The 21,565-nt window shown below is 38.2% G+C and carries 20 protein-coding genes; 12 read left to right on the plus strand and 8 right to left on the minus strand.

The annotated features are described in order from the left end of the window. The first annotated feature begins 743 nt into the window (after positions 1-743). The gene (locus ACX1N5_RS10580; RefSeq protein WP_458802137.1) at positions 744-2,378 is read left to right on the plus strand and encodes a bifunctional 3-(3-hydroxy-phenyl)propionate/3-hydroxycinnamic acid hydroxylase; all 1,635 of its coding nucleotides are present in this window, start codon (positions 744-746) and stop codon (positions 2,376-2,378) included. Between the two features lie 79 nt (positions 2,379-2,457). On the opposite strand, the gene hcaR is transcribed toward ACX1N5_RS10580, so the two are convergent. After that, the gene (gene hcaR / locus ACX1N5_RS10585) at positions 2,458-3,351 is read right to left on the minus strand and encodes a DNA-binding transcriptional regulator HcaR (protein WP_458802135.1); all 894 of its coding nucleotides are present in this window, start codon (positions 3,349-3,351) and stop codon (positions 2,458-2,460) included. 454 nt (positions 3,352-3,805) lie between these two features. Between hcaR and mhpT the strand changes: the two genes are divergently transcribed. Then, complete coding sequence (mhpT, locus tag ACX1N5_RS10590; protein WP_458802133.1) at positions 3,806-5,023, plus strand: 3-(3-hydroxy-phenyl)propionate transporter MhpT; 1,218 nt, start codon at positions 3,806-3,808, stop codon at positions 5,021-5,023. Between the two features lie 156 nt (positions 5,024-5,179). Here the strand turns inward: mhpT and ACX1N5_RS10595 are convergent, their stop codons facing one another. Both ACX1N5_RS10595 and ACX1N5_RS10600 read right to left on the minus strand, forming a co-directional pair. Then, positions 5,180-6,241: an NAD(P)-dependent alcohol dehydrogenase gene (locus tag ACX1N5_RS10595; RefSeq protein WP_458802131.1), complete on the minus strand. Its 1,062-nt coding sequence runs from the start codon at positions 6,239-6,241 to the stop codon at positions 5,180-5,182. Further along, entirely contained in the window at positions 6,238-6,714 is a 477-nt protein-coding gene (locus tag ACX1N5_RS10600) for a (R)-mandelonitrile lyase (RefSeq protein ID WP_458802129.1), read from the minus strand. The genes ACX1N5_RS10595 and ACX1N5_RS10600 overlap by 4 nt, the downstream gene beginning before the upstream one ends. Before the next feature lie 122 nt (positions 6,715-6,836). Here ACX1N5_RS10600 and ACX1N5_RS10605 point away from each other — a divergent pair, with 122 nt between their 5' ends. Together ACX1N5_RS10605 and ACX1N5_RS10610 are read left to right on the plus strand one after the other, a co-directional pair. Next, a complete protein-coding gene (locus ACX1N5_RS10605; protein ID WP_458802127.1) occupies positions 6,837-7,751 on the plus strand; it encodes an AraC family transcriptional regulator in 915 nt (304 codons plus the stop codon). Positions 7,752-7,899: 148 nt separating this feature from the next. Continuing rightward, on the plus strand, positions 7,900-8,412 hold the full coding sequence (locus tag ACX1N5_RS10610; protein WP_458802125.1) for a hypothetical protein: 513 nt from the start codon (positions 7,900-7,902) through the stop codon (positions 8,410-8,412). Between the two features lie 171 nt (positions 8,413-8,583). On the opposite strand, the gene ACX1N5_RS10615 is transcribed toward ACX1N5_RS10610, so the two are convergent. Next, positions 8,584-8,814 (minus strand): hypothetical protein, encoded by a 231-nt coding sequence (locus tag ACX1N5_RS10615; RefSeq protein ID WP_004752119.1) that lies wholly within the window; start codon positions 8,812-8,814, stop codon positions 8,584-8,586. A 316-nt stretch (positions 8,815-9,130) separates the two neighbouring features. Here ACX1N5_RS10615 and ACX1N5_RS10620 point away from each other — a divergent pair, with 316 nt between their 5' ends. Then, positions 9,131-9,574 carry a universal stress protein gene (locus tag ACX1N5_RS10620; protein ID WP_458802124.1) on the plus strand — a complete coding sequence of 148 codons (444 nt, stop codon included), beginning with the start codon at positions 9,131-9,133 and terminating at the stop codon, positions 9,572-9,574. Positions 9,575-9,622: 48 nt separating this feature from the next. Here ACX1N5_RS10620 and ACX1N5_RS10625 read toward each other — a convergent pair whose 3' ends face one another. Genes ACX1N5_RS10625 through ACX1N5_RS10635 form a run of 3 tightly spaced genes read right to left on the minus strand, consistent with a single transcriptional unit; the run spans position 9,623 to position 13,411 of the window. After that, positions 9,623-10,903 carry a GDSL-type esterase/lipase family protein gene (locus ACX1N5_RS10625; protein WP_458802122.1) on the minus strand — a complete coding sequence of 427 codons (1,281 nt, stop codon included), beginning with the start codon at positions 10,901-10,903 and terminating at the stop codon, positions 9,623-9,625. Positions 10,904-10,920: 17 nt separating this feature from the next. After that, positions 10,921-12,000 (minus strand): SGNH/GDSL hydrolase family protein, encoded by a 1,080-nt coding sequence (locus ACX1N5_RS10630; RefSeq protein WP_458802120.1) that lies wholly within the window; start codon positions 11,998-12,000, stop codon positions 10,921-10,923. After that, positions 11,987-13,411, minus strand: a complete 1,425-nt coding sequence (locus tag ACX1N5_RS10635) for an MBOAT family O-acyltransferase (protein ID WP_458802118.1) — start codon at positions 13,409-13,411, stop codon at positions 11,987-11,989. The genes ACX1N5_RS10630 and ACX1N5_RS10635 overlap by 14 nt, the downstream gene beginning before the upstream one ends. A gap of 380 nt (positions 13,412-13,791) precedes the next feature. Between ACX1N5_RS10635 and ACX1N5_RS10640 the strand changes: the two genes are divergently transcribed. From ACX1N5_RS10640 to gcvH, 7 genes are all read left to right on the plus strand, one after another. Further along, positions 13,792-14,121, plus strand: a complete 330-nt coding sequence (locus tag ACX1N5_RS10640) for an ArsR/SmtB family transcription factor (RefSeq protein ID WP_458802116.1) — start codon at positions 13,792-13,794, stop codon at positions 14,119-14,121. A 252-nt stretch (positions 14,122-14,373) separates the two neighbouring features. Beyond that, positions 14,374-15,576: a serine/threonine transporter SstT gene (sstT, locus tag ACX1N5_RS10645; protein ID WP_458802115.1), complete on the plus strand. Its 1,203-nt coding sequence runs from the start codon at positions 14,374-14,376 to the stop codon at positions 15,574-15,576. A gap of 26 nt (positions 15,577-15,602) precedes the next feature. Further along, positions 15,603-16,274, plus strand: a complete 672-nt coding sequence (locus tag ACX1N5_RS10650) for a YoaK family protein (protein WP_116726028.1) — start codon at positions 15,603-15,605, stop codon at positions 16,272-16,274. 18 nt (positions 16,275-16,292) lie between these two features. Next, the gene (locus tag ACX1N5_RS10655; protein WP_131389327.1) at positions 16,293-16,829 is read left to right on the plus strand and encodes a DUF2058 domain-containing protein; all 537 of its coding nucleotides are present in this window, start codon (positions 16,293-16,295) and stop codon (positions 16,827-16,829) included. 107 nt (positions 16,830-16,936) lie between these two features. Beyond that, positions 16,937-18,175 carry a mechanosensitive ion channel family protein gene (locus ACX1N5_RS10660; RefSeq protein WP_458802112.1) on the plus strand — a complete coding sequence of 413 codons (1,239 nt, stop codon included), beginning with the start codon at positions 16,937-16,939 and terminating at the stop codon, positions 18,173-18,175. Between the two features lie 84 nt (positions 18,176-18,259). Further along, positions 18,260-20,092, plus strand: a complete 1,833-nt coding sequence (locus ACX1N5_RS10665; protein WP_458802110.1) for an ABC transporter ATP-binding protein — start codon at positions 18,260-18,262, stop codon at positions 20,090-20,092. A gap of 74 nt (positions 20,093-20,166) precedes the next feature. Further along, positions 20,167-20,541 carry a glycine cleavage system protein GcvH gene (gcvH, locus tag ACX1N5_RS10670; protein ID WP_004901591.1) on the plus strand — a complete coding sequence of 125 codons (375 nt, stop codon included), beginning with the start codon at positions 20,167-20,169 and terminating at the stop codon, positions 20,539-20,541. A gap of 129 nt (positions 20,542-20,670) precedes the next feature. Here the strand turns inward: gcvH and ACX1N5_RS10675 are convergent, their stop codons facing one another. Then, positions 20,671-21,561: an alpha/beta hydrolase gene (locus ACX1N5_RS10675; protein WP_458802108.1), complete on the minus strand. Its 891-nt coding sequence runs from the start codon at positions 21,559-21,561 to the stop codon at positions 20,671-20,673. Between the last annotated feature and the right edge of the window lie 4 nt (positions 21,562-21,565).

Raw genomic sequence — 21,565 nt, forward strand, 5'->3', positions numbered from 1 at the left:
TACCAAGTTCGGAACGAATAGGCGCGATTGCGGTTCGAGAGGATTCAGCCGTACGTAGGGCTTGTGCAACTAATTCAACAACACCAGAATTCGACATTATTTTTTCCTTAAACTACGAAATGTAATTTTCTTATTACAAACAATGAGTGAATCATTGAACGCGGTCTGAAAATTTCCACAGTAGCCAAATGAATGCTTACAGCGATACGATATCTGGCTATCTATAAAAAACGTGTATTTAAAACCTGTTTAGAATCAAGAAAATATTATTTTTATTCCAATAGTTATTTTGTTTTTTATAATAGTTAGAAATGATAGATACATTTTTCATTTGTACTTTAATAAAAAAAATATTTAAAAAACATGTGGATAATTAACTTCCATCATTACAACGAAGAGCTCATATTTCAAATATGGCCAATTTATACGACTAATAGCTAATAAAAATTTATGAATAATTCGATAAATAATCGGGAAAATTTAAATAAACTATTGTTTTTATTAAGTAAAATATTTATAAAATTAAATAATAACTCTCTAAACGATTCAGAATCAATGAAATTGAATTTGGGTAACGATAGAAAAAAATGATCGTCAGATCACAAAAATATATCCAATAAATTTAATAATATATTTATATTTCAAATACTTATTATTTTAAAATTCTTTATAAATGATTTTAATTAGCCTATATAACGACTATTGACTAGGTTGTACAGACTTCAGTATTGGCAGTTAATTAAATGAATGTCAATGGAATGGATTTCGCTGTGAGTACGAAGCAAATTGATTACAATGCCCAAGTGGCAATTTTAGGTGCAGGCCCTGTCGGTTTGACCATCGCGAACTATTTAAGCAAACAAGGCATTTCAGTTGTTGTGGTAGAAAAACTGGATAGCTTGATTGATTACCCTCGCGCAATTGGTATTGATGATGAAGCTTTACGTACAATTCAGTCGCTTGGGCTAATTGATAAAGTTTTACCGCATACCACTCCAAATCATGCCATGCGCTTTTTAACACCTAAAGGCCATTGTTTTGCCGATATTCAGCCTATGACCCGTGAATTTGGCTGGTCTCGTCGAAATGCATTTATTCAACCTCAAGTGGATAAAGTTCTACTCGAAAACTTACAACAGTATGATACTGCAACGGTTCTTTTCTCACGTGATTTGACTAAATTTAGCCAAGATGCAAATGGCGTGACACTCAACATTGAAACCGCAGATAAAAAATCTGAAGTGGTTCGTGCACAATATTTAGTTGCTTGTGACGGTGGTAACTCGGTTGTTCGACGTACATTAAACATTGGTTTTGATGGAAAAACAGCGCCAAATCAATGGATCGTGATTGATATTGAAAATGATCCGCTTGCAACACCGCATATTTATCTGTGTTGTGACCCTGTACGACCATATGTTTCAGCCGCTCTACCGCATGGTATTCGTCGTTTTGAATTTATGGTCATGCCTGGCGAAACCCAGGAAGAACTGAGTAAACCTGAAAATATCAACAAACTCCTCTCCAAGGTGCTTCCAAACACTGAGAAGGTTGAAGTTATTCGTCAACGTGTATATACACATAATGCACGTATCGCCGATAAATTTCGTGTTGACCGCATTTTACTGGCAGGTGATGCAGCGCACATTATGCCTGTATGGCAAGGTCAGGGATACAATAGCGGTATGCGCGATGCCTTTAATCTGGCGTGGAAACTTGCCTTGGTTGTTCAAGGTAAATCAGGCCCTGCTTTACTGGATTCGTATCAAGTTGAACGTAAAGACCATGCTAAAGCCATGATTGATTTATCTGTGATGGCGGGTCATGTACTTGCACCACCAAAAGTATGGCAAGGCTTTGTACGAGACAGTATTGCTTATGCGCTCAATTATATTAAGCCAATTAAGCAGTATTTATTGGAAATGCGTTTTAAACCAATGCCGCAATACAAAGACGGTGCATTGGTAACAGACGGTCATAAACATTCGCCTGTTGGTAAAATGTTTATACAACCCCAAGTCAAACTCGAATCAGGTGAAACTGTACTACTTGATGACGTGATTGATAATGATTTTGCAATCATCGCATGGGGCGTTGATCCTAAATGGGGCATGAATGACGCAACCATGGCAAAATGGAAATCTTTGGGTGTGAAATTTATCCAAGTTTTGCCTGCCGTCCAGATTGATAATCCTGAACGTAAAAAACTTGATGGCGTAATTACTATTGGTGATTCTGGTATCGATATACGTAGTTGGTTTGGTAAAACTTCGCAATCGATTGTGATTCTGCGCCCAGACCGTTTTGTTGCAGCACTTGCGATTCCACAAACGCTCAATAGCATCAGCAACGATTTATTTGAAAAACTATATTCATAAGCCTGTATCTAATAAAAAGGTCGCTCATAAGGCGACCTTTTTTTATTTGTATGACAACCCTTATCCAGAGTCGGTGTGTCTATATAAGATTAATATGAAAGTGTTCTTTTAATATCTTTAAAATTAACTCAATCGTTTCATTTTTCTGGTTTTTTCGGTAACTCACATACAAATCAATCATGGGTAAAGACTCAACCGTGCTTTTCACAACCACTTTGTCACCAAGTAATGGCGTGACATATAAGGGCACTAGACTCCAGCCAACCCCCATCCCCACTAAATTTACATTCAATAAAATATTATTCGAATACTGAACAATATTGGGTGTAATTTTTTCTTGCTTAAAAAAATCCTTAATAATTTTGTGTAGCTGTGGTGAAGCAACTTCTTCACTGACAATAAAATCCTGCTGGTTAAAGCTTTTAATACTGATTTGCTTTAACTGCGCAGCAGGTGAATCCTTAGGTACAATCAAGGCTAACGGCTCTTGAAAAACATGAAATGATTCAAATTCCTGACTATCATCGGTATAGCGGGTAAAAGCAATATCAATCTCGCCTTTTTTCAGTGCCTGAAATTGATGTGCATCTGTAAGGCTTTGAAAATTGATATGTAAGTTTGGAAAGTGGGCACGAATATTCGGCATAATATAGGGAAATACTTTCATCTCGGCAACGGGAACAAAACCGATATTTAAATAATCGTGATTTAATTTAGCCACCTGACGGGCATCTTCTATGGCTTTTTCAGAATGCTTCAAGCAAAGTAGAGCCTCTTTTAAAAATGCTCTCCCTTCTTCTGTAAGCTCTACCTTGCGATTAGAGCGTAAGAGAAGCTGTACCCCCACTTCTTCTTCCAAATCCCTGATTTGCTGACTGAGTGAAGGCTGTACTGTACACATTTTTTGTGCTGCTTTCGTAAAATTTAACTCTTCCGCTACAGCAACAAAATACCGTAAATGACGTAATTCCATAACTTACTTGATCTTCCCTAGACGCCTTTAATCATACCTATCAAAAACTCATACTTGCAAAAAAACTTACATTTTTATGCCTTATATAGATTGATATTATTTCCTCCTCTTTATTTTCTCTTATAACGAGAAATAAAGAAGAAAGCTTAATAAACTCAACAAATAATCAGGTCATATTATATGATTCTTTTAGATTTATTGATTTACAATGATCTATTTTTACTATCGTTTCATAAAAAATAACTATCCATATTCAAGATATTGAAATAAATATACATTTTAAAAATTTATATTAATAATATTTAATTTACAATCCTAAAATAAGTCTGATTTATTATTTTATCGTGATTATGTCCGACTATTGTCTTGATATTTATAAATGATAATTAAACAGAGAATAACAAGCCGAATCGTAAGTTGAAAACGATTTGTATATTATTGATGGAGATCAATCATGGCACAAATACAAACAGGGAAAGTGCAAAAAATCTTAACGATTTTTTTGTGTTTTTTGGTCGCATTTTTTGAAGGCTATGACCTTCAGGCACCAGGTATCGCAGCAAAGGGAATTGCCACAACTTTTGGTTTAAGCAAAGTAGAAATGGGATACGTATTTAGCTTAGGCGTATCTGGTATGTTATTTGGCGCATTCTTTGGCGGGCGACTTGCTGATTATTTAGGGCAAAAGAAAGTTCTGATGCTTTCTATTGCAGTTTTTGGCATTTTTATGGTGATCACGGCATTTGCACCAAATGTTGAAGTTTTATATATAGCACGATTTTTTACGGGATTAGGTTTAGGGGCTGCAATGCCTGCCATGATTTCAGGTGTCGGCGATGAAGCAACTGAAAAAAATCGGGGTAAGTTAAATAGCCTGATGTATTGCGGTTTGCCCGTCGGTGCAAGTTTTGTTGCAGTTCTTGCGATCTTTTTACCAGAGATAAAATGGCAAACCTTGTTTTTGATTGGGGGAATCACGCCATTATTTTTGATTCCTTTCATATCTTTTGTTTTAAAAGATAAGCTTAAAGTCGTCACAGAAGTACAATCTGTTACAGCTATGCCAAGCACGATGAATGTTTTGTTTAAAAACAAGCAATACAGACATACCCTTCCGCTTTGGGTCAGCTTTTTCTTCACTTTAATGATCAATTACATTTTAATTAGTTGGTTACCTAACTTGTTGATGGAACAAGGTTTACAAAAACAACAAGCCTTTATGGTCATGCTGGTCTTCCAGATTGGCGCAATTGTGGGAACTTTAGCATTTGGTTTTTTACTGGATCGCCTAAAACTTTGGCAATTAACAACGATTATCTACAGTGGTTTATTTATTGCGTTGAGTCTACTGTTCACAACAACATCCATTCCTGTGTTAATTGTTGCTGGCATTATGGGAGGAATTTTCTCTACAGGTGGGCAATCCATTCTTTACGGTATTTCTCCTATTTTCTATTCAGGTATGGGGAAAGTCACTGGTGTCGGAAGTGCCATTTCTTTAGGACGCTTGGGTGCCATGACAGGCCCGCTATTAACAGGGAAAATCTTGGCACTAGGATTAGGAACAACTGGTATCTTGATCGCAAGCTTGCCGACAGTAGTCATCTCTGCTGTTGCTGTTGCATCACTCTCAAACTTTAAATCTGCCCAAAAGAAGTTAACGTCATTTTAAGTTCAATATCTTGAGTGATGACGAGATGATTAGTGTTGAAGTTGCATAGTTTCAGCATAAAAACAGCGAGTCTGCATTAGTTCAGACTCGCTGTTTTTTTCGATACTGCTCAGTGGCAAAATAAACACTGAGCAAATTCATTAAAAAAATATGATCTTAAAGTGAATTCGTTTGATGGAAAGATTGCATATCAATCACGAAACGATATTTCACGTCACTTTTCAGCATACGTTCAAAAGCATCATTGATGGTTTGCATTTCGATCATTTCCACATCAGCGGTAATGTTGTGCTCACCACAGAAGTCCAAAAGTTCCTGTGTTTCCTTAATTCCACCAATCACTGAACCTGCAACCGAACGTCGTCCCATAATCATTGGAACCGTATGCGGTTTGATCTCACCCAAATAACCCACCAAAACCAGTGTTCCATTTAGTGCAAGTGTTGGAACATACGGATTCAGGTCATGCTCATACGGCACAGTGTCGATAATCAGGTCAAACTGATTGGCTGCGGCTTGCATTTGCTCAGCATCGGTTGATAGAACCACATGATCTGCACCTAACTGTTTGGCATCTTGCTCTTTACTGGCTGAGCGGGTAAATAAGGTCACTTCTGCACCGAGTGCATGAGCTAGCTTAATCGCCATATGTCCCAAACCGCCTAAACCAACCACTGCGACTTTACTACCCTGACCAACATTCCAGTGGCGTAATGGTGACCATGTAGTAATCCCTGCACACAACAACGGTGCAACGGCTTTGGTGTCAAGGTTTTCAGAGACTTTCAGTACAAAATCTTCGGAGCAGATAATGGTTTGCGAATAACCGCCATAGGTTGGACGGTGATCATGCAAGTCTTCACTTGCATAAGTTTGGACATGCCCATTTTCACAGTACTGTTCCAGACCGCTGTCACAGGCTGAACAATGGCGGCAAGAATCCACCAAGCAACCAATCCCAACCAAATCACCGACTTTAAATTTGTGGGCTTTCGCACCTGTTGCAGTCACACGACCAACAATTTCATGTCCAGGAACAATTGGATAACGGCTAAAACCCCAGTCATTGCGTGCCTGATGTAAGTCAGAATGGCACACACCACAATATTCGATCTGAATGGTGACATCATCTTCACGTGGATCGCGACGTTCAAAGGTAAAAGGTGCTAAGGGACTGGTTTCCGATTGGGCTGCATAGCCCAAGACTTTAATGCTCATTTGTGTTCTCCAGAAGCTAAATATTGTTCATCTATAACGTGTTCTAACCAAGTCACGACCTGACCCTGTTGTGCTTCCTGCAACGCAATATGGGTCATAAACTGCTGTTCCGATGCACCGTGCCAGTGTTTTTCATTAGGTGCAATCACCACAATATCGCCAGGTTGAATCATCTGGCGTGGTTCACCCCATTTCTGTACATAACCCAGACCTGCGGTGACCAGTAGAATCTGACCCAGTGGATGGATATGCCAAGCAGTACGGGCTTGGGGTTGAAAGGTTACCCGCCCACCACTGACATAAGCAGGTTCTTGCTGTGCAAATAAGCTATCAATATGGACTGTGCCACTAAACCAGTCTGGCGAACCTTGCTGAGACTGATGCTCGGCATTTTTAAGCACTTGCATGAGCTTCACCTCTTTTTCAAAGCGGTCTGTGATCAGACCGTAAAGCCAGTATAGAAATTTCAGCACGAAACCGTTGTTCCATTCCTCTTGCAGATTTGCCTAATTCTCCAAAAAAATAATGCAGGCTCTAGGTTTCTTTCCCAATTACCGCTATGTTGAGCAGAGTTACAGTGGTAAAAGGTCAGGCAATGTCAAACTTGGAAATGGGGCTCAATGAAATTCTGGGGCGTAGCATCGCACAGTGGACTCAAGGTCAGCACCATGTGCAAACGCCAATCACAGGTTTGAGTTTAAGCCGTTGGGAACACCCCACCGAACCAACCAGTTATGTAATGGATGCCAGCCTGTGTCTGATTGCACAAGGACAAAAACAGGTGATGCTGGGTCAGGAAATGTATACCTATGACGCCAGTCATTTTTTGTTTACCGCGGTGGATTTTCCTGTGATTGCACAAATTACCGAAGCGTCTCCAGAGCGTCCCTACCTCAGTATGTTACTGAAACTTGATCCGCATTTACTGGCGCAAATCATGCTCGAAGCACAGATTTCTTTTAAGCCAGCACATAAAGATCGTAAAGGTGTAGCTGTCGGGACACTCACGCCAGATATGGTCAGTGCTTTTATTCGACTGATCAACTTGCTGAATACCCCGCAAGATATTCCCGTACTCGCACCATTAATTATTAAAGAGATCTTTTACCGACTACTGATCAGCCCACAGGGTGAACGCCTCAAGCAGATTGTCACGATGGGGACTACGGGGCATCGAATTATTCGCGCGATTGATTGGATTAAACACCAGTTTACCCAACCTCTCTGTGTAGAAGAACTTGCCAAGCGTATGGGTATGAGCGTATCGAGTTTTCATCAGCATTTTCGGGACATTACCAGTATGAGCCCGCTTCAGTATCAAAAAAGCCTGCGTTTAACCGAAGCGCGGCGCCTACTCATGACTGAAAATCGTGATATTTCTTCCGCCAGTTTGCAAGTCGGCTATGAAAGTTTGTCGCAATTTTCCCGAGAATATAAACGTTTCTTTGGCGTACCGCCGTCGGAAGATATTAAAAAATTATCGCTGAGTACATTTTCATCTCAACAGTAAAATCAGGAAAATGGGATATTCTATTATTTCACCCCAAAACCATGCTTATGCGTTATAGCGGATACTCTATGTATTACCCAAGTCGGAATGCCGAATTATCTTTTTTTCGTCTATTTATTGAAGCAATGCGCTTAGATTAATATTTCTTATGATTAAAGATGTATTTCAAAACAGAATTTTATTGTGCTGTCTGGATTATTTTAAAATCTGGTCGCTGCATGTCCGACCACTCACAAACAATGAGATTGCCCTTGCATCTACAGTCTTTGGCAATCTGATTGATTATCAGCAGGTTCGTATCTGGAACACGCCGTTTTTACCATGGCAGCCGATTGGCATGTTCATGGCACCTATAGGTGCCATCTTTGTGAACCCTGAAAATTATTCATTGGACTATGCACAAGAGTCACAGATTTATCAGGCAGTTTTCATTCATGAATTGACCCATGTCTTGCAATTTCAACAAGGCAACTCAGTATTGGTGAAAGGTGCTATTTTACAAACGGCTTATTATCTAAGCTTGAAACGCTATAACCCATATGCTTACACGCTAAAAAAGCATAAAGCATTCACAGATTATAATATCGAACAACAAGGTGATATTGCCCGCGATATTTTCTTGGGTAAAATTCCTAATATTCTGCTTAACACCAAAAAATAACTATTGGCTGGTATATTTTAACTCAATGCGTAGGGCGAGCCGATAAAATTGTATCAGCTTTCAAATACATCGTTTATTTTGAACTAGGCTTTTGGCCTGTAGGAGAATGGTCGTGGTATATCAACTGACATTTCCATACCACACTCCTATCAACTTCTAACAATTTAGAATTTAAACAATCTCAAGTTGTCGACCATCTTGAGTTACTTTAATTTTGATATTTTTATACTTACGTTTATTTGGATTCATTGCTGATCCAACAACCTCTTGCATAAACTGACGATCATTCATCAACTCTGCATAAACTTTATAACCAATTAAGATTTTCTCAGGTTTTTTATTTTTAACCGCGAATTCCTCAATTAAATTATTTAAATTTTGGAGGTCCGATTGATTATCCATGATAGCCCACTCTAAAAAATGATGGATATTATGGGCATACGTTTGTGAAAGAACGATGAAATGTGAGTTTATTTCCTCGATATTGCCAAGTTTTAGCATAAATTTTATTCATCAAAATAAAATATTCCCTCTTTTTTCAAGCTTATAAAATGTGTTAGCCTTAAGCCACGTGCTCTTGGATTAAAAAATTCTAGTTTGTACAATACTTATAGATTAAATACTACTAGAAATTCTTATAGATGAGACACTTACATTTAACAACGATGAAAATTTAAAAAGTATCCAGTATCTAAGGACAGCTTAGGAGTAAATTCACATGGCTTACAAACATATTTTAGTTCCAGTTGATGGTTCAGAAACATCATTAGCAGCAGTCAAACAAGCTTCATCTATTGCAAAAGCATTTAGCAGTAAAGTGACTGCAGTTTGTGTTTTAGCGGTTGATCCTTTTGTTGCTGTTGAGTTTGTAAACACTGATCAATTTATTAATGATTATGTGGCTAAAGCAAAAGAAGAAATTCAGGAAATTCTTGAACAGGCAAAAGCTTTGTTTGCTCAAGAAGGCGTAACTGCTGAAACTCAAATTCTTGAAGGTCAAACCATTCATAAAGAGATTGTTGCAGCAACCAAAGAATTAGGCGCTGACCTGATCGTCATTGGTTCACACGGTCGTAAAGGAATCAAAAAACTCTTCTTGGGTAGCGTTACTCAAGCGATTCTTTCTGAAAGTACTGTTCCTGTACTTGTTGTACACAAGTAATCCCGATTAGAAAAAAATAACCCACAAATTTTGTGGGTTATTTTTATTTTAATGAATGATTTTACAGTCATTCGTTTCATCTACATTACAAATGCTTGCATGTGCCATCGCACGGTCTGGAGTATTGACAGAAAATACAGCTGATCGACTTGAGGGATGTTTTTCTACATGACTAGAAGCCAATACTCCTCCATTACCCGATTTTCCTGCCAGTGCCAAAATATCATTGGCAAGCATGTCACCAAACTTTGTATATCCAGAAGCAGAGAAATGCACACCATCTCGGGCAGCATCACCACGTGCTATCCAGTTTTTCATGCTGCAATGCCCACCCATCGCTTCTTGCCAATCCCAAAATAAAGTATGTGCCTGACTGGCAACTTGGCGCTGCATATTTTGAAATGCACTCAGTTGCGCTGGGCGTATGCCACACTCACCCGATTTATCTTTTAGACTCTCAGGTGCAGAAACGATCAAAATTGCGCTATGCGGTGAAGCTTCACGAATATCATGAATTCGGCTGAGTAAAAGCTGTTTTTGTTGCTCAAGATCATGATAAGTATAGGCCTCATTGGTTCCATAGGCCAAAATAATCAAGTCAAATTTGAGTTGCCCAAGCTGTTGCTTCCAGTTATTACTCCAGTTATTCCAAGACTGCAATTGTGCACCGTTAACCCCTAGAGCTGATACTACAGCGCCAGAACCCGTTGCATTTTTTGCCCACCAACCACCTAACGCAGATTGAGGGTTGTGTGGTGCTGTAATGGTAAAAGGTAAATAAGCTTCAAAAGTTTGCAATTGCCATGTGCTATTTTTTATTGGTGCACTTAAACGAAAATGCTGACCACGGTTGTCTGTGACCTGAAAGTCGCTATCCTCAGCCCCCTGACGAATGCTGACCGTAATCTTTTGCAGTTGTTCTGACTGCTTGGCTTTAATGGTGAGTGTAGCGCCGTCTGTAACGGGACGGGCAATCAAGCCACCTAAGGTATAGTTTTCATTTGCCTGAATACGAATTGAAATAGGTTGCCAATTGTTATTGTCGTAACCGAAACGGGTCAGGCGCTGGCCTGAAAAATACATGGGCATTCCCCATCCCATTCCGCCATTGCCCAACGTATTTTGTAATGTGGTTCTTAAAGCATTACTCATATAGTCAGCGGCGGTGTGTGAATCACCAAACTGAACTACATTGAGTTTGTGCTGCTGAATGCTTTTAACCAGTTGAGGAGTATTCGGTTCTTGGAAATTGGAGAGATTGCCTGCAAAAGCAGAAATATGAATAATAGATGCGGCCAGAAACAGGCCACACCGTTTTAATTCTTTCATTTTCATTCAAAAATCGCTTAATTTGTTAAATGTAAGTATTGCAAAATATTGTGCGCGATGATTTTCTGTCCTTCAACTGTAAAATGTATCCCATCCGCACTGCGCACTTTTACATTGCCATTTTCCGTGTTGAGTGTTTCTGCAAAATGGTTATTTTTTCCACCAATAATTGGACGTGAATCAATCACGAACTCTTGGGCTTTTTGTACTTCACTTTGAATGATCTGGTTCAAATAGATCATTTGTTCATTCAGTTGATCTTTATGCATATTAGGTGGGGTTAACCACATTACACTGACATGATGTTTACGCGCTTCATTTAAAATACTGTCAATGCGGGTGCGATATTCAGTTTCCCATTCTGGTGATTTAAAGGTCAGCCAATGTTTAGTTGTTGCATTAAACATATCCCAAGGGTCATTTGGCCCTAAAAATACAATCATCACTTTAATACGTGGATTACTGTTTAATGTATCCCGAATGGTTTTTGGCCAGTCAAAGAGTTTTGGATAGGTCAGCCCTGTGCTTTGTTTGCTCAGGTTTACCGTCTGAATGCCTTGTTCTTCGAGAACTTTCTGTACATGTGGTGCAACTCCCTGCATCATGGAGTCACCCGCAAAAAACACCTGATCTTGTCCTGTCAGCATAAAACGCTGGTCAAAAGCCTGTTTGGCTTTTTGTTTTTCAAGCAGCGCCATTTTTATCTGTTCTTCTTTTAAACGCTTTGCTTCTGCGGCTTTATATTCAGGAGTATAGGCATAATCTTGATTAAACCTATCAATCATATGACTGTTGATTTGATTGACACGTTCATCATATTGCCCATTTTCACGATATAAATAATCCCCAATTTCTCCACCCATATGCCAGATCTGAAACTGATCTAACATCGCAAACGGGCTATCTTTATGATAGGTCTGCTGAAAATAAGCATTGACCGAATTTTGCATAATCCAGATGGACGTTAAGGCAAATGCCAGCAAAATGAAGAGCACATATAAAAAATTCTGACGTTGTTCCAGATGATCCTGAACATATTCGGTTTGTTGAGTTTGTTCTAATGATGAACTGATAATATCCGTATCAGAAGTTTGCATAGATAAATCCTGGAATACCTGAAGGTGCACAGATCAGTACAAGTAAAAACACGATAAATAAAGGAATTGAAACCGCATATTTGGGAATTCGACTAAAAACTTCAGCCAATTTATGCGTGTTATTTAGCACCAGAGGATAAATTACCCAAGCAAGCAGCAATACACCTAGCAAATACAATGGGTTGTTTGACCAAGACACATTTACTGTGTTGCTAAATAGCGCATGGAAAACTTGCAGTGCTTCATCTAAGCTTTTTGCTCTGAAGAATACAAAGCAGAAACAAACAAAGTGAATGGTGAAAAATACGCCAACTGCTTTGCCGAACCAGCCAGTATTTGCCAATACATTGCGCGCTTCTCTTGGCGTGACCTGACGGACTTTTTCATAAACTTTATCGCCAATATTCAGCAAGACTAAACCAACGCCGTGTAATAACCCCCACAAGAAGAAGTTCCAGCCTGAACCATGCCATACGCCAGACAAGACCATAGCAATCAATAAATTGATTTGTGTACGTGCAAATCCACCACGGCTTCCCCCCAGTGGAATATAAATATGATCACGAATCCAGGTAGATAAACTGATATGCCATTTATCCCAGAAATCTCGAATATTGTGTGCTAACAGTGGCGCGCGGAAATTGACAGGTAAACGGAAACCCAGCAGTAGACCAAATGCAATCATCATTTCGCTATAACCAGAGAAATCGAGAAATAATTGCAAGGTATAGCCATAAATGGCGCACAACACTTCCAGCGAATGATATTGCATCGGGTTTGCAAATACTGGATTGACCCAATGATCTGCGAGCCAGCCTGCAATCCACCATTTTTTAATCAGTGCCAGTAAAATTAATGCAAAAGCTAAACTTGGATACAAAATCTTGCGCGGTTCAGTTTGGCAAATCTGTGCGCTCATCCCGCAAGGTTGCTGATGAATGTCAGTTAAACCTTTAGTACTTTGCGCGCGAGCAATTGGCCCTGCAGTAATCGTAGTAAAAAATGAAAAATGGAGTAATAGCTGTGGCAAGTTAAAACGCGGAACTTCTATTTCATTTTGATAACGGCTAAACAAATAGCTAATCGATTGAAATGAGTAATAAGAAATTCCCAAAGGTAACAGCAAATTTGAAACCAAAAATGAGCTGTCTAAATGCATAGCATCTAGCGCAAGACTCGTTTCTTGACAAAAGAAATCATAATACTTAAAAAATGCCAATTGAATCAGCGTAAGAATAATCCCTGAAATAAAGATTTTTTTCTTATGTTGCTGCCAGCGATCCATGGCAATAGAAAGTGCATAAATAATACAGCTATAACTTGCGATGACTGCGACTGCAATCCAGTTAGACATCAGCAAAATACATAAATAACTGGCAATAATCAGCACAATATTTTGTATTTGGGGCATCTTCCGTAAGCCCCAATATAGGCAAAAAAAACCTATAAAAGAGAGTGCGAACTCAATTGAAAGAAAGGAAAACATGAGTGAAAAGGTTGCACATAAAATTTTCACGCATATTATACTAAGTCACTACAAAAAGTGTGATCTCTTATAAAAATGATAAAAATATTATACTGATAGTTTTTTTCTATAGGTAAAATTGACAAAACATAAATTATTGATAATCATGCAATAACTTATACAAATATCAAAGTTATTGATGATGATCATGGTTATTATTTGTTTTTGTTACAATCATACGCAAAGAATAACAAAATCCATTTTTTATACACATATTTTCTGTATGTTTATTAATAAATTATATCAATCTTAAATAAGGGGAAAAAATGAGCGAGCCACTGGATATTGATGTAATTCGTGAATTATCTGATGATATCGTAACTGTACTCAAGTCACTAGGTAATAAAGATCGTTTGCTGATTTTGAGCTTATTGGTAAATGAAGAGCTGAATGTTTCTGAAATTGAAACGAGAAGTCAAATTCTACAACCAACACTCTCTCAGCAGCTCATGATTTTGCGTAAAAATAATATTGTCACCACTCGCCGTTCAGGCAAACAAATTTTTTACTCTATAAAAGACCAACGTTTTATCAAAATCTTAAGCAATATTTATCATTTCCATCTTAACTCCTCTGCCTTATCAATGGCAGGATAAGATGTGCTGAATTAAACGGTGATTTTTTGATTTTTTTGTTTATTTTAGCAACAAACCATAAGATTGTATTTTACTCACCGTTTAATTTAAAATAATTAAAAATCAAATTATTAGATAATATTATTTTTCATTTCATCACTAATAATCGGCTTTTTTCCACAATAAAAATGCAAGATATGAATTTTTTTCTATAGAATACCCAACCTTTCTTTCCTGTAGATTTAGAACCTTATTGGTTTTTAAGGCGTTCTTATGCTTTTAGCTATTAGGCAATCTAGTTTAGTAACTAGGATTGTGATTGCGATTATTTTAGGGGTTTGTGTTGCCCTTTTTTTCCCAAATGTTGCACCTTACTTGAGCCTTTTAGGTGATATTTTCATTAAGGCATTGAAATCAGTTGCTCCTATTTTAGTGTTTGTATTGGTCATTTCCTCAATTGCAAATTTTCAGGCAGCGCAAAGTGCTAAAAATTTTAAACCTGTTTTGATCATGTATACCGCAGGGATGTTGCTTGCTGCCCTAAGTGCTGTCGTCGCTGATCATTTATTTCCAACAACACTTATTTTGCATTTAGCCACTGATCAGTCTTTACAGCCACCAAATAGCTTAAGTGTGGTGCTTAAAAACCTGGTCTTGAGTTTTGTTTCCAATCCAGTCGTTGCATTAAGTGAAGCCAATTTTATTGGTATTTTAGCTTGGGCATTGATTTTGGGAGTGGCTTTTCGTCATAGCTCAAATTCAACTAAAGCCTTCTTACATGACAGTGCAGAAGCCATTGGAAAAGTGATTAAACTGGTGATTGGCTTTGCACCCGTGGGTATTTTTGGTTTAGTTGCCGTAACTTTTGCTAACTCAGGTATAAATACCCTGATTAGCTATACACATTTGCTGGTTGTTTTACTCGGCACGATGTTCTTTGTTGCTTTAATCATTAACCCAATTATGGTGGCACTGGTGATTAGAGGTAACCCATACCCGTTGGTCCTTAAATGCCTACGTGAAAGTGGAATTACTGCATTTTTTACGCGTAGCTCTGCAGCAAATATTCCAGTGAACTTAGATCTCGCTCGCCGTTGTGGTGTAGATGAATCTACAGCAAATGTGATCATTCCTTTAGGTTCCACGATTAATATGTCAGGCGCAGCTGTAACCATTACGACATTGGCACTGGCGACAGTGAACACTTTGGGTATTCAGACTGATTTGACCACCATGATCATTTTATGTGTGGTTGCGACGATTTCTGCATGTGGCGCTTCTGGTGTGGCAGGTGGTTCTTTACTCCTTGTTCCTGTTGCATGTGGTCTGTTTGGTATTTCTTCAGAAATTGCCATGCAGGTTGTTGCTATTGGAATGGTGATTAGTGTCTTGCAGGATTCGACAGAAACTGCACTTAATTCTTCGACTGATGTGTTATTTGTAATTGCAGTTGATCAAGGGTATAAATATAAATAACTTTTTATTACTCACATGATCGTGATATGCCATTTCAGACATTACCTGTTTGGGTTCAGCTCAGTGCATTTTTTCTTGCTTTTAATGCAGGCATGGTCAATGCACTGGGGTTACTGAATATTTGGCATCAAACTGTTTCGCACATGACAGGCAATGTTAGTATGCTGGCAATTGCCATTGTGCATGGGCAATTCATGCATGCCATTTATATTATTTGTGTCATTTTAAGCTTTGTATTGGGTTCTTTATATAGCGGTTATTTACTCGGTAGCAGTCATTTTCAACTCGGACGCCGTTACGGTATTCCGCTTAGCCTTTCTGCGCTGTGTATTTTTCTATGCTGGTTGTTTATTCCTTATTATCCACGCTATGCATTACTTTGGGCGTGTGTTGGAATGGGTATGCAAAATGCTATGGTCAGCCACTATAAAGGCGCAATTATTCGAACCACGCACCTCACTGGACTATTGACGGATTTAGGGCTTAATTTTGGTTATTTGCTACGTGGTTTACCTGTGGAAAAACGCCGTATCATGTTACTGCTTTTGATTTTGATTGGTTTTTTATGTGGGGGGATACTTGTTACTTGGTTATATCCTTATTTAAACTTACATACTTTTCTGATTCCAGTGTTCGTCAGTTTGACCATGAGTCTAACTTACTGGGCATTGTATCTTCGCAAGCATCTACATCACTAATTTTGTTGGATTTATCTTATGGTTAAAAATGCTTTACAGGCGCAGTTATTGAAAGCGGGCTTAGTCGACAATAAAAAAGCGAAAAAATTGACCAAACAAGCACAGCATGAACAACGTGCAGGCCTAAGCAATGATGCTGAAATCAAAGCAAAAATTGCTCAAGATCAGCAACAGAAACAGGAAAAAGATCAGCAACTCAATTCGGAAAAACAACGCCAACTGGAAGAAAAGACCCTCAAAGCCAATATTGTTCAGATGATTGGTCAACACAAAATTAAAGACACCGATGGCGATAGCATCTATCAATTTATTGATGAAAACAAAATCAAGAAAGTCTACATTAACCAGCAAATTTATAATGCACTGGTCTCAGGTAGTTTGGTTATTGCCAAAGAAAATGAGCAATATGCATATTTGCCTAAAGCATTGGCAGACCGTATTGAACAAAAAATGTCGGGCTTTATTTTGTGGAAAGAATCTGAAGAGAACCAAGAAACTACAGATGAAGAAGATCCTTACGCAGCATATGTCATTCCAGATGATCTAATGTGGTAAGTCTGTAATTCAATTATAATAAAACGTTTATTTATTTAAACTTGCCTAAGCCAATATGCAAAATAACCTTACAATATGGGTTAGTTTTGGTATAAGGCTTAGGTATTTTGTCTAATTTCTCCCAATATATTCAGGATCTCCAGACTTGGGCAAACAAGTTCCCATGGCTAGAAATGCTCAGTGGTTTAGGCATCCTGATTTTTTCTGCATTTGTTGCTAATTTTATTACCAAGCAAATCGTTGTTCGTGGTATTCGTAAAATCTTGCTCAAGATGACATTCGCAACGAATTCTATCCTTGCTGAACATAGTGTCATTCAGCGTTTTTCTAATATTGTTCCTGCACTCATTATCATGAACGGGATAGATACGGTTCCACATCTATCTGCAAAACTAGTGTATCTGGTTCAAATGCTGTGTCAGGCATTTATTTTCCTGAGTATTGCTCGCACCATCAGTGAAATTCTGAATGTCTTTAATGCGATCTACCAGCGTAATCCCAACTCTCGAAACAAGCCGATCAAGGGTTATTTGCAACTCGTCAAATTAATGCTGTTTATTATTTGTGGATTAATGATTTTAGGAACATTCCTGAAAAAAGATGTCTTTACCTTACTTGCTGGTTTCGGTGCGATGGCAACGGTACTCATGTTAGTGTTCCAAAATACCATTTTGTCACTGGTTGCCAGTGTGCAAATTTCTTCTTATGACATGATCCGTATTGGGGACTGGATTGAAATGTCATCACTCAATGCGGATGGTGATGTAATTGATATGTCATTACATACCATTACCGTGCAAAATTTTGATAAGACTATTACCACAATTCCTACTAATAAATTGGTCACGGATACATTCCGCAACTGGCGTGGTATGACGCAATCTGGCGTACGCCGTATGAAACGAGCACTTTATATCGATCAGAGCAGCGTACATTTCATGACTTTTGAAGAACATCAAAGGTTAAAAGACTTTTTGTTACTCAATAATTATCTCAACTCAAAAGAAAATGAATTAGAAGAATTCAATAATAAACTCTCCAATCCGTCTGAATATAATCAACGCCGTCTAACCAACTTGGGGACTTTCCGTGCTTATGTAAATTTCTATTTACGTCAACATGAAGGCATTGCTCAAGACCAAACGCTCATTGTGCGTCAACTACAACCAACCAGTATGGGATTGCCTATCGAAATTTATGCTTTTATTAGCACAACAGTCTGGATCGATTATGAAAATATCCAGTCAGATATTTTTGATCATCTAATTTCCATTCTGCCTGAATTTGGTTTAAGAATTTATCAGTCAGCTTCACAAATTGATTTGCAGGGTTTAGCCACAAAATAATTTTTAATCGCAGAATTTTGCATATTACATTTTCTTCAAAGCAGCTTTTCGGTTTTAATACACTTATAGCTTTGGAGAAAATGTATGTTATTAAAATGGTTTGAGAATCGTGTAGACCCCTATCCTTCGAAAAATCTAAACAAACCATTACCAAAAGATTTTTTTCCATTTGTTTGGCAATGTGCTGAAGGATTAAAACATTATTTAATTATTTTGGTGCTACTGACTGCTGCCACTGCTAGCTTTGAAGCATTATTTTTTTCACAAATCGGGCATTTGGTTGATTGGCTGAGCCAAAGCCATCCCAACACATTTCTAAGCCAGCATGCCCAGCAATTGCTCATGCTGGTCGCTATTTTGGTGGCCAATATTATCTTTGCAACCATGCAATCCATTATCCGCCATCAAATTCTATTTAGCTCATTCCCTATGCGTCTCAGATGGCGTTTTCATAATTTGATGATGCAGCAAAGTCTGGACTTTTTCTCTAATGAATTTTCTGGGCGGTTGGCTGCTAAAATTATGCAAACGGCACTTGCCGTACGCGAATTTTGGGTGATTTTAGGTGACATTATCGCCTATGTACTGATCTATTTTATTTCAATCAGTTTAATGCTTGGCAGTGTTGCCCCTAGTTTGCTCATTCCATTATTTGTCTGGTTACTTTTATTTATCAGTTCAGCGATTTTTTTCGTACCACGCATGATCCAGATTTCTAAAAAACAAGCTGATGCTCGCGCTGTCATGACGGGGCGAATTACCGATGCCTACACAAACATTCAGACCGTCAAACTCTTTGCACATACACAGCGCGAAAGTCAGTACGCTAAAACATCCATGCAGGAATTCATGGTGACTGTTTATACGCAAATGCGGCTTGCAACTTTATTTGAATTAAGTCTGAAATTATTAAGCGCTGTACTATTTATTGGTGTACTCGGCACAGCGCTTTATTTATGGACACTTGGACAAGTTGCACTGGGAATTATTGCAGCAACAACAGCCATGATTTTAAAACTCAATAGTTTAAGTGAATTTGTCATGTGGCAAATTTCTATGCTGTTTGAAAACATTGGTACGATCCAAGATGGTAAAAATACTCTTGCTCAGGCCGTTTCGATTGTAGATCAACCTGATGCTCAGCCATTACAACTCAATCAGGGTGGAAAAATTGAATTTAAAGATGTGTGTTTTTCCTACAATCAACATCGCAATGTCATTGATCATTTTAATTTGAGCATCAAACCTGGTGAAAAAATTGGTATTGTTGGGCGTTCAGGTGCAGGAAAATCAACACTAATCCAAATTTTATTGCATTTTTATGATATTCAGCACGGTTCAATTGAGATTGATGGTCAAAATATTGCACACGTAACACAAGACAGTTTACGCCAACATATTGCGCTTGTAACACAAGACACCTCACTGTTACATCGCACAGTCGCGGAAAATATCCGTTATGGACGTACTGATGCTTCTGATGAGCAATTTAATTACGCAATTGAAAAAGCTAAGGTTAAAGAGTTCATTGACACTTTATCGGATGTTCGCGGGCAAAAAGGTTTAAATGCTTATGTCGGTGAACGTGGTGTAAAACTCTCAGGTGGACAGCGCCAACGTATTGCGATAGCACGAGTATTTTTAAAAGATGCACCTATTTTAATTTTAGATGAAGCAACCAGCGCTCTAGATTCTGAAGTTGAAGCTGCTATTCAGTCGAGTTTAAATGATCTTATGGCAGGAAAAACAGTGATTGCAATTGCTCACCGCTTATCAACTATCGCTAAAATGGATCGTATTGTCATACTGGATCAAGGAAAAATTGTTGAACAAGGCTCACATAATGAATTATTGGAACTTCATGGAATTTACGCTCAGCTTTGGCAAAGGCAAACTGGCGGCTTCTTGGTAGACTGAGCATTTTTACTTTTGTTTTTTAAAAAAAACAGGTATAACTCACTGCAATATTTGATTTTAATGATGGAGTCATTATGAACCACCCGAATGATTTAAAATATGTAGCAACGCATGAATGGGCAAAAATTGAAGGCGATTTAGTTGTTACAGGCATTACTGACCATGCGCAAGATGCTTTAGGTGACCTAGTTTACATTGAAGTTCCAGAAGTTGATCGTCACTTAGATGCTGGTGAACAAGCTGGCGTTGTAGAGTCTGTAAAAACTGCTTCAGATATTTATTCCCCTATCGCTGGAACAGTCGTTGAAGTAAATACTTCGTTAGAAGATGAACCAGAATCAGTCAATAATGATCCATATGGTGCGGGTTGGATGTATAAAATTAAACCTGACAATATGGCGGATGTAGAAAAATTACTTTCTGCTCAAGATTATGAAGCAGGTTTATAATTTAAATTTGTTTTAGTCTTATCAAATTTTAAAAAGCGCAGATTTTTCTGCGTTTTTTATTTTTTAGACTTTTTTGATTGTGCTATGTTTTTATCAGTATTACTTAGGCTATTTAAGCACTTTAAAGAATTAGGTTTGCATCTGATGCTTTAAAAATTGTAGCTGAGTCTGAATAGACTGCTCAAAGATGTCGCTTTGTTTATGTACAATATCAAAATGTGTCATAGACCATTCAATAAATTGAACATTTTGAATTTTATGAGCAGCTTTTCGTGTTGCAGTAATTGGAATAAGCCAATCATCCTGCGCGGCAATCATTAAAGTTGGACACTTAATTTTTTTTGCAATATGTGTTGGGCGATACGTATTGATTTCTAATAAAATTCTTGCAGGAACACAGTTTGTCCATGTTGAGTTTTCAGGAACACTTTCCATAAAGGCATCATAACACCCCTCTCCTGCCAAACAACAAATACCCTCTTTAGAGACGACAGGAATCCCTACTACACGTCCAAAGCGTGCGGCCCAAAGATCTTGTAAAGCCAATTTTAGTGCCTGAGGAAGTAAGTTTTTGGGATATAACCAAGCACTCGCCAAACCATCGACATGTGGAACAAGTGCAATAATCGCTTTAATATTTGGAATTTCTGTTGCAAGAGTCATGACATGACCTCCACTGAGCGAAACTCCCCATAAAAACAATTGTTCTTGATTCACATTTGACCAAGATTTGACTTGTTCAACTACATTTTTCCAGTCTTGCAAATGATGCTTGGGTGAAACTAACTCGCGTAGCTGACCTGTACTGTCACCAAAACCCCGATAATCGAATAAAATAACGGCGAAACCTTGCTCTGCAAAACGCTCTGCAACATCAGGTAAACTGAATTTACGCTCACAGGCAAATCCATTTGCCATAATAATAACGGGTGGCAATGCAATTTCTTGTGGAAAATAAACATCTGCTGCAAGTCGCTCGCCACAGCTCGTAAAATAAATATTTTCAACCTGATACTGCATTGCT

The organism is Acinetobacter sp. ANC 4636, assembly GCF_054454555.1.